The following is a 9,537-nucleotide window of genomic DNA, read 5'->3' on the forward strand; positions in this document are numbered from 1 at the left end:
CAAAACGGTCCTGGCGCGCCGGAGGTGGACGCAGCCATCGTCACTCCTGACGCGTGAAGCGCACCATCTGCTGGTTGCGTGGATGCGCCCAGTTGCCGATCACGGACATCCGCCAACCGATCGCGCACGACGCAATGTCGTGCAGCTCGGAGAGCGTCGTATGGAATGGATCGCGGTTCGGCGAGGTGACGATTCCCCCAGGCAACTGGGTGAACGTCTTGTTTGCTGCCTCCTGCGGAGCAAGGAATACCGTTACGTAGAGCTGCCCGCCAAGCCGGAAATGCGGCGCGACCGATGACAAACAGGCGCCCAGCCGCGCCATCGGTATGTGCGTAAACACCGACTGCGCCATACCAAAATCGAACATGCGCCGGAAGCCGGAGACATCGAAAGCGGCATTCGAGGTGAAGTTCCGGCGCGGAAAACGGCCGGCCAGCTGTGAATAAGCGCCGAACCGGAATCCCGCCGAAATTCGATCTACGACGTTGAGAATGCGCGGAAAAAACAATGCGACGGTGGGGTCCCGATCGGCGCCGATCGGGACCCCACCCGTTCGCAAATTATGACAGCGAATTCAGTATGTTGCACCGCTTTCCGGAGGGGTCCCTATTGGCCGATTATTCACAGGCAGCTCCCCTAAACAACAGCCTGCCGGTGAATCCGTGCCGAGCAAACCCGCCTTTCGCCTCAGTGTTTTTCCACGGTATCCTTGAGTTCCGCACAGGCGGTAGTGGGGGGGAGGCCGCTCGAAGAAAGCTGCGGCCCGCTTTTTGCCGTCAGATTGGCATGCCCGGTGGCGGTGGCAGGGTGCCAGGCTGCCGGAATCTGTCGGGTGCTTTGGCGAAGGTGCTGATCGTCTCCAGGGCCGCCTGGCGATGGGCTCGGGTCACCGGATCGTGCCCGCCATCGGCCAATCCTGGCACCAGGGCGGTACGTAATTCCTCGACCACATCGCGCACGATGGCCCGCACCAGCGGCGAAGCCTCCTCACTCGCGGCGAGGGCCAGAAGGTGGCGCAGGGCGACATGTTCCACCCGCAGCTTCGTCGCCTGGGCAAGGCCGGTTTCGGCCGGCGCGTACCAGGTGGCGTCCAGCGCCGCCTGCAACACCTCGTGCAGCCCCGGCAGGGAAGCGTCGCGCTGGTGATATTCCACCAACCTTCCCGCACGGTGTGGGTGGAACAGCAGGGCAAAGCTATGCGTCGCCGCACCCTTCGCTGCCCCGAGCGGATCGAAGGTCAGGCCGGTATGGCCGCGGAAGGAATCGCGAGTACGACCGTATTCGGGCGGGCGCGGCGGCAATTTCCGCAACAAGTCCTCGCTGAGGGTCAGGGTGGCTGGAGCGACCGTGGCTAGCACTGCCCGCAGGCCGCGCCACTGGTCCTCGCCCGGCACTATTTTGGTCACGAGCTGGCCGTCGCCCCGCATGGCATAACGGAATTCCAACCCGCCTACGAGCTTCACCGCCGCTTCCGTTTGGTAGCGGTGCAGCAGATAGAGGGGCACCAGCATATCGGCCAGCAACGCCATGGGGCGGCCTGGCTTGATGGCCTTCTCGCTGAAGCGAGCAAGTGCCGCCTCACGGATCGCGAGCAGGCGCAGCAATTCATCGGCCGGGTCTTCCCCGGTATCCCAGTTATGACCCTTCGGATGCACGCCGCTATCGGGCACCGCATCCTGCTGCGCAAGCGTGTAGAGGCCCTGACGCTCGGCATCCTCGAGGATGCGGTTCAGCCCGGCAGTTTCTTCCTCCGGCGTGGTGCCGGGCGGGAACTGATGATAGCCCCAGGTGATGGAAATTTCGTCCCAGCGGCCGATATGGTCTCCATAGGCATCCGCGAGGTCGACCTTGCCGTCGGCGTCCAGCTTCAGCAGCGGAGCCGGATAGTCGCAGACGGACATGTCCTGACCAAAGGTGCTGGCGACGTGGTTGTGGTCCAGCCCGAGCGTATGCCCGACCTCATGCGCCGAGAGTTGCCGCAGGCGCGCCATCATCAGGTCGTTCACCTCGGGGCATGGCGTCCCGTTCTCATAGGGCGAGAGCAGCGCCTCGGCGATGCCCCGGAGATGCCGGTCGCGCAGGGCCGTCAGCATCACCTCCCCCTTCAGGATCTCGCCGGTGCGCGGGTCCCAGATCATCGTGCCGGTGGAGAAGCCCCGCGTGGCGCGCGGAACCCAGGTGATCATGTTGTAGCGGATGTCGATCGGGTCGGCATGCTCCGGCAGCAGTTCCACCTGGAAGGCGTTGCGGAAGCCTGCCGCCTCAAAGGCCTTGTTCCACCAGCGCGCACCTTCCAGCAGCGCCGTGCGTATCGGCTCCGGCGCGCCGCGATCGACATAGTAGACAATCGGCTTCACGGGATCGCTGATCGCGGCGGTTGGGTCCTGCTTCTCCAGCCGGTGGCGGATCGCGTAATGCACATCGCCCGGCTCTTCCAGCGAGCGGGCGAAATCGTGGAAGATGACGCTGCTGAAGAACGATGAACGCGGATCGAAGACCCGGGGCTTGTAGCCATCGTCGGGCAATCGGATGAAGCAGTTGCGCAACCGCAGGGTGATGGAACGCGGGTCGGGTGTCAGCGCCGCCAGGCCTTCGCGCCGCCCATTGCCGTGCCAGAACGGAAGCTGGCTGGCATACGGGTTGGCGAAGGTGAGGATGCTTTCGACCTGGGTATTCAATGGGAAGGCGCCCGTGCCTTCCTCGGCGACGGCGCAGCGCGACGGGTCCAGTGTGTAGGTGCCCTCGCCCGCGCGACTCAACTGGCCCGCGATGTCGCGGGCGTCGCGCAGGAAGAACGCCGTGCCATCCACCAGCAGCTCGCCGTCTTCTTCCGCCAGGATGTCGAAGGCCCAGAGGACGGATTCGGGGAAGGCCTGCCGGACCGCCAACCGCTGCGGCGCCTCAAGCGAAGAGGAACGCCAGGCATAATTCACCGCGACAAGAAACAGCCGCGTCCCACGTCGCTCGAACCGCACGACATTCGGACGGGAGAGGCCGCCCCGTTCCAACCGGAAATCGCCGACAGCATGGGACAGGCGGTCGACATAAAGCAATTCCTCGCCGACCCGGCGGATCATCATGTAGAGCCGCCCGGCCATCTTGTCCCACAGTAGCGGAACGAAACCGTCCAGCCGTTGGCACTGGGCCGTTTTCACGCCCATGGGCGACGCCTCATCCCTCACGTCCGCATCTCGTTCCGGCGCCCGCCGGACGGGAGACGCAGCTTTGTCGATTCGATCATAAACAGGATGCGATGATGTCATGTTGCGGAGAAGTTTCACGCCTCGGCCGGCCACGTCAATACCGCTTCTGCGCCACCGCTTCTGCACCGTCCGCGGCTTCGATTTGCTGCACCGTCGCACGCAACAGCCGGTCCAGAACCAGGGCGCGCTCGATCTGCGCGATTCGGGTGAGCGATCACCATGGTATCCTGGACGATGGAAATCGGCGCTGGCGCGCTGCTCCCCGCCGCTTCCCGCATCTCATCCCACCGCAGCTAGGCACGCACCAGCCGATCCGGCAGCCCTGGCCCGGTGCTACCGCAAACGACGGGCGCGGTTGTGCAGCTCGTCAACGGCGAGTGTGCGGCGATCAACGCTCTGCCGGCCGCCGCGCCGGCGGCCAGGACGCCTGTGCCCGTGGTCGCTGCGCCTCCTGTTGCCGCCGCGCCCGCTTCGACGCCCCCATCTACCGCGGCCGCGCCGCCGCATAGCTAACCGCGGCAGCGAACCACCCACGGGCGCTCGCGGGGCTCCGCAGAGCTGCAGCAACACGACGGCCGCCGGGGAGACCTCGGCGGCCGTTCTAGCACTACTTTGGCAGAACGTGGGGTGGCACCTTAGGTTTGGGATTCCCGAATCGGCGTTTGAGTGATTCATGAGAGGTCGGCATTCTGGAGGCCGACGATGGGACGAGCGGACTTGGATTGGCGCGGGGAGCTTGAGCGCTGGCGGAAGCCGTTCCTGGCTGGTCTTGGCAACAAGACGCGGCGACGGATGTGTCCGCTCTATTTTGGGGGCTGATCGGTCCCGGGGATGGCAAAAGTGTTCAGCCGATGGCGGCCCGGCTTGCGCCAGGCGATTACGACAGGCTGCATTACTTCGTGGCGGCCGGCGTCCGGGATGCGGCACCGCTGGAGGCGGAACTGCTCATTCAGGCGGATCGGCTCGTCGGCGGCCGCGACGCGGTGCTGGTGATCGACGACACGGGCTACCCAAAAAGGGCAACCATTCCGTCGGTGTCGCCCCGCAATATGCCTCTGCCCTGGGCAAGAACGCCAACTGCCAGACCTTGGTCTCGGCGACGCTGGCGCGCGGCGAGGTGCCAGTGACCATGGGCCTGCGGTTATTCCTCCCGGAAGGCTGGACGAGCGATCTTGCCCGTATGAAGCGGGCGCGGGTGCCCGCTGACCGCCGGGCGTTCCGCAGCAAACCTGAGATCGCGATCGACGAGATCGACCGCGTTAAAGCCGCGGGCGTTCGCTTCGGATGCGTGCTGGCTGATGCCGGCTACGGCCTGAGCGCGCCGTTCCGGCAGGCGCTCAGTGAGCGTGGTCTGAAGTGGGCCGTCGGCTTCGCGCGCCATCAGAAAGTCTATCCGGCCGACGTGTCGCTGGTCTTTCCCGTCGCAGGCCGTGGCCGCCCGCGCCAGCGACACATCCCCGACACCAAATCGATCGCGGCAGAGGCCATGCTCACCGACGTGGCCTGGCGGTCGGTCAGCTGGCGCCGAGGCACCAAGGGCCGGCTGACCGCGCGGTTCGCCGCTGCGCGTGTGCGCGTCGCCGACAGGCCGACGCAGCGCATCCGGGACATGGGTGGCCAGCACACGCCTGGCGAAGAGGCTTGGCTGATCGGCGAACGTCGTTCGAGCGGCGAGCGCAAATACTACCTCTCGAACCTGCCCGCCGACACGCCGATCAAGACGCTCGCCGGCACGATCAAGGCGCGTTGGATCTGTGAGCAGGCACACCAGCAGTTGAAAGAAGAACTCGGCCTTGATCACTTCGAGGGACGTTCATGGACGGGTCTGCTGGCACAGACAGTATGCGTGGTCGTGAGCGCGTCGGATAGGAAGCAACTGGAAGCGGTCACGGCGGATCGGAACCGACAGCGCAAGCACGCGGAACGAGCGCAGGTCGTGCTCGCATCGGCGGATGGCGGACCGGTGCAGCAGATCGCAGCGAGGCTTGGCGTCAGCCGTCCAATGGTCTGGCGCTGGCAGCAGCGCTTTGCGGAGGCTGGCGTGGGTGGGCTGTTGCGAGACAAGACCCGCAAGCCTGGCAAGCCGCCGATCGCGGCCGATACCGTGGCGCGAATCGTGGCGCTGACCTGTAGCGATCCGCCGAACGAGGCGACGCATTGGACCGGACGCGCGATGGCAAAGGCCGCCGGCATTTCCCTGCGGTCGGTGCAGCGCATCTGGGAAGCGCACAAGCTGCAGCCGCACCGTATCCGCACCTTCAAGCGCTCGCGCGATCCGCAATTCGCCATCAAGCTGGCCGACGTTGTTGGGCTCTACGTCGATCCACCGGCGCATGCCGTGGTGCTGTCGATCGACGAGAAGAGATCCCATGGGGTGACAGCGATCCGCTCGCTCAAAGTGAGGTCGCAACCACTCGCATTGGAGCATCGTCATGTCACCGACAGATTGCCGCCCACCGTGGAGACCGCCGTCCGAACGGATCTCGGAGCGATTTTCGTATCGATGGAACTGAGCCGCTCGAGCTGGCTGCTCACGTCGCTATCGCCAGGTGGCGGGGAAAAGATGTCGAAACATTCGCTGCGCAGCGGCGATGTCGCCGGGCTCCGGGCCCGGCTCTCGCAGCTCAAGGACAAGGTGCGGGTCCGGACAGGGAAGATCGTTCCGATTATCGCGATCCAAGAGGCCGGCCTGGACGGCTTTTGGATCCACCGCTCGCTTCAGAACGACGGAATCGAAAGCTACATCGTGGATCCCGCCTCGATTGCGACCCCCCGCCGACGCCGGCGGGCGAAGACTGACAAGATAGACGGCGAGGCCTTGGTGCGCGCGCTGCTGGCGTATATGCGAGGCGAGCCGCGGGTGTGCGCCATGGTTCGAGCGCCGACCCCGCACGAGGAGGACCGCCGCCGGATCTGCCGTGAGCGCAAGACGCTGACTGCCGAGCGGGTCAAACATATCAATCGGATCAAGGGGCTGCTCTTCGCTCAAGGGATCTCCGACTATGAACCCTTGCAGCGCAAGCGACGTGAGCGGCTCGAGGAGCTCAGAACGGGCGATGGCCGCCGCTGCCCCAGCAACTGAAGGCCCAGATTGGCCGCGAACTCGATCGGCTCGAACTGATCCTGCAGCAGATCGGGTCCGTGGAGAGTGAACGTGACGCCTTGTTCAGCCCGTCGGCCGAAGGGCACACCGGCGCCAACGGCAATATTGAAAGGCTTGAAGGGGATCGGCCCGGAATTCGCGGGTGTCCTGTGGTCGGAGGGCCTATTCCGCAGCTTTTCGAACCGACGACAGGTCACCGCTTATGCCCGATTGGCGCCGACGCCCTGGCAGAGCGGATCCGTCGCTCACGAACAGGGTGTCTCCAAAGCCGGGAACCCGCGGTTGCGAACAACCATGATCTAGCTCGCCTGGTTGTGGGTGCGACATCAGCCACATTCGATACTGACCCTGTGGTTCCATCGAAGGATCCAGCTGAACGGCGGTCGCATCAGGAAGGTGCTGATCGCTGCACTGGCGCGGAAGCTATTGGTCGCCTTCTGGAAGTACGTGACCGCCGGAGTCGTGCTTGAAGGAGCCGAGACCACGGCGGCCTGAGCGCCAGCGGAGAACATCTCCTTCACTCTTCCGGGGCTGATCAGTCCCGGCGGATCCAGGCGAGCGGACCGAGATCTGGTTTGGCCTAACAAGCCGAAGAAAAGAATGGTCCCGCTCTCCTGGGCCCTCGCCCGACGCAAGCGGGATATGGGTGCAGCCGAAAAGCCGAAAAGCGGCGACCGGATGTGAGTTTGAAGCGGCATCGGAAACGGGCCGGGTCATGCAAACGGGTTCAGATCCTGGAGACGAAGCGGCAACCGGAGATTTGCTATGAGCACCTGATCCGAAAATCTTGACCCGCAAAACCCATGTGAGCCAGATCCAGGCGCTCGATCGCACCCAGCCAGGCTTGCCGCTCAAACCCGGCCGCTGCGCCACCATGACGCACGATTACAAGCGGAATGGCACCACCACGCTGTTCGCAGCGCTCAACGTGCTCGATGGCACCGTGATCGGCCGCTGCATGCAGCGGCACCGCCACGAGGAGTTCATCCGCTTCCTCAACGACGTCGAGCGCGCTGTCCCACCCGGCAAACTGATCGAAGCCGTGGTCGACAACTACGCCACGCACAAGCACCCGAAGGTCCGGCAGTGGCTCGCCCGTCACCCGCGCTGGACCTTCCACTTCACCCCGACGTCCGGCTCATGGCTGAATGCGGTCGAGACCTTCTTCTCGGCGCTGACCCGCAAGCGGATTCCCCGCGGCACCTTCCTCTCGATCGTCGATCTGCAAGCCGCCATCCAACGATACCTCGAAGAACACAACGCCGAACCCAAGCCGTTCGTCTGGACCGCGTCCGTCGCCTCCATCCTGGCAAAGCTCGACAAATTGCCTGCACCATCTCAATGAGTCAGAGCACTAGTACTACAGTTGCGTTTTATGGGCTCGGTAGTGGACCTCACCCGCACCGAACTGATGGCGTTGTCGCCAGGCGGACCACGCCAGGACGAACGGCGAGCGCAGGGCCGATCGTAACAACAGCTTTGCAATCAGACCTCGGATTTCTGGGACGCTGGGCAAGCCGAGGCGGATGGCGGTTACGCGGCGAGCGGCGGACTCGTTCTGTTCGGTTTACCGAACGCGGCGCGGCGAAGCGCGGCCTGCAACCTGGCCAGAAACGCGGCTGCCGCCACGCACAACGTCATATGGCGGTGCCAGCCATGCCAGGATCTGGCTTCGCAGTGATCCAGACCAAGCTCCTCCTTGGCGCGCTGGAAACACTCTTCGATTGTCCAGCGCAGGCCGGCGGCGCCGGCCAGTTCCGCCAGTGTTGTTCCGCTGCGCGTGAAGACCAGATAGTAGGCGCGCTCTGCGGCATCGCGCCGGCTGCGACGGATCAGCAGCCAGCGTTCGAAGCCTGTGTTAACCGTCCACGGCAGCGCGATCCGCGCCCAGTCATACAGTCGTGGACCTTTCGACCCCTCACCGGCGGCGTGCTGCGCCCAGGCCTCGGGCGGCACCGCATCGGCCAGCGTCAGGGGATCGGTCTGCTCCAGGCCTTCGTTCGTCAGCAGGCGCAGCGTATGATTGGATCGGGTCGCCAGCACGTAGGGCTGCTGGCGCGCCTCCAGCATGCGACGGATGCGGGAGTCTGCCCCGTAGAGCGCATCCGCCAGCACGAACGCACAAGGTGCGCCGGCGTCGAGCGCCGCGGCGATCATCTCAGCCGCGATCGCGGGTTTGGTCTGAAAGACAACGGTCTCTGGCACGGCGGCACCTCGCCGGCGCGTGGCATCGCTTGCCCACGCTTCCGGCAAATAAAGGCGTCGATCGATCAGCGCCTGGCCAAACCGGCTTGCGTAGGCGACGAACAGTAAGCGTCCGCCTAAGGCGCGGGCATATTGCATGACGTCAGCTAGGCAGCGAGCCGCTGGTCCAGCCTTGCGCGGATCCCGTCGACGTTCCAGGGCAGCAGTTCTGCGATGCGGTTGACGGGATGATCGGCGACGCGCTCGATGACATGGCGCAGATAGGCTTCGGGATCGAGGCCGTTCACCTTGGCAGTCTCGATCAGGCTGTAAATCGCCGCTGCGCGCTCGCCGCCGGCGTCCGATCCGGCAAAGCTCCAATTGCGCCTGCCGAGGGCGATCGGGCGCATGGCACGCTCGGCAGCCGAGTTGTCGATGCAGGCGCGGCCATCGCGCAGGATCAGCGTCAACGCGTCCCAGCGTTTCAGGCTGTAGCGGATCGCCGCGGCCATGTCGCTGCGGCCGGAGATGCGGCTGCAGGTCGTTTCCAACCAGGCGTGCATGTCCGCCATCAGCGGCGCCATTCGCTCGGCGCGGACGCGCAGACGCTGACCGGAAGGAAGTCCTCGAACGCTATCCTCGATCTTGTAGAGGGCGGCGATTCTCTCCAATGCCTCGCGGCTGAGCGCAGACCTGGTCTTCTCGTGCACATCCCAGAACTTGCGCCGGGCGTGCGCCATGCAAGCGGCCTCCACCACCCCGCCGTCTCGGTAGATCTCGCCGTAGCCGGCATAGCCATCGGCCTGCAGGATGCCTTTGAAGTCGCGCAGATGCTCCTGCGGATGGATCCCTTTCCGGTCCGGCGAATAGCGGTAGAGCACCGCCGGCGGGTCGGCACACCCATAGGGCCGGCCATCGCGCACATACTGAGATGGACGGTCCCCGCTACTGATAGGCTCCGTCACTTCAGCAAGAAGGAGGAGACACCGCTCATGTCCATGTCGGTATACGGACTCGACATCTCGAAGAGCTGGTTTCAGGTGCATG

General features: G+C 64.9%; 4 protein-coding genes and 4 pseudogenes. 4 read left to right on the plus strand and 4 right to left on the minus strand.

The genetic code is table 11. The annotated features are described in order from the left end of the window. Positions 1 to 40: 40 nt before the first annotated feature. Positions 41 to 508, minus strand: a complete 468-nt coding sequence (locus tag OL599_RS13995; RefSeq protein WP_264714414.1) for a hypothetical protein — start codon at positions 506 to 508, stop codon at positions 41 to 43. Between the two features lie 268 nt (positions 509 to 776). Then, positions 777 to 3,329 (minus strand): zinc-dependent metalloprotease, encoded by a 2,553-nt coding sequence (locus OL599_RS14000; RefSeq protein WP_264714415.1) that lies wholly within the window; start codon positions 3,327 to 3,329, stop codon positions 777 to 779. Between the two features lie 576 nt (positions 3,330 to 3,905). On the opposite strand from OL599_RS14000, the pseudogene OL599_RS14005 reads away from it, so the two are divergent. The 4 pseudogenes from OL599_RS14005 to OL599_RS14020 form a co-directional block, all read left to right on the plus strand. Then, a pseudogene (locus OL599_RS14005) lies at positions 3,906 to 5,032 on the plus strand (IS701 family transposase); the annotation flags it as partial. Continuing rightward, positions 5,032 to 5,565, plus strand: a pseudogene (locus OL599_RS14010) (IS630 family transposase); the annotation flags it as partial. The pseudogenes OL599_RS14005 and OL599_RS14010, both read left to right, overlap by 1 nt. Before the next feature lie 84 nt (positions 5,566 to 5,649). Then, positions 5,650 to 6,801 (plus strand): annotated as a pseudogene (locus OL599_RS14015) (IS110 family RNA-guided transposase). Positions 6,802 to 7,114: 313 nt separating this feature from the next. Next, a pseudogene (locus OL599_RS14020) lies at positions 7,115 to 7,651 on the plus strand (IS630 family transposase); the annotation flags it as partial. Positions 7,652 to 7,839: 188 nt separating this feature from the next. Here the strand turns inward: OL599_RS14020 and OL599_RS14025 are convergent. Together OL599_RS14025 and tnpC are read right to left on the minus strand one after the other, a co-directional pair. Beyond that, complete coding sequence (locus tag OL599_RS14025; protein WP_264714416.1) at positions 7,840 to 8,649, minus strand: IS701 family transposase; 810 nt, start codon at positions 8,647 to 8,649, stop codon at positions 7,840 to 7,842. A gap of 8 nt (positions 8,650 to 8,657) precedes the next feature. Next, the coding region (gene tnpC, locus OL599_RS14030) for an IS66 family transposase (RefSeq protein ID WP_264714417.1) at positions 8,658 to 9,537 on the minus strand (880 nt) is incomplete at its 5' end.

Source organism: Limobrevibacterium gyesilva (genome assembly GCF_025989185.1).
Classification (GTDB): Bacteria; Pseudomonadota; Alphaproteobacteria; order Acetobacterales; family Acetobacteraceae; genus Limobrevibacterium; species Limobrevibacterium gyesilva.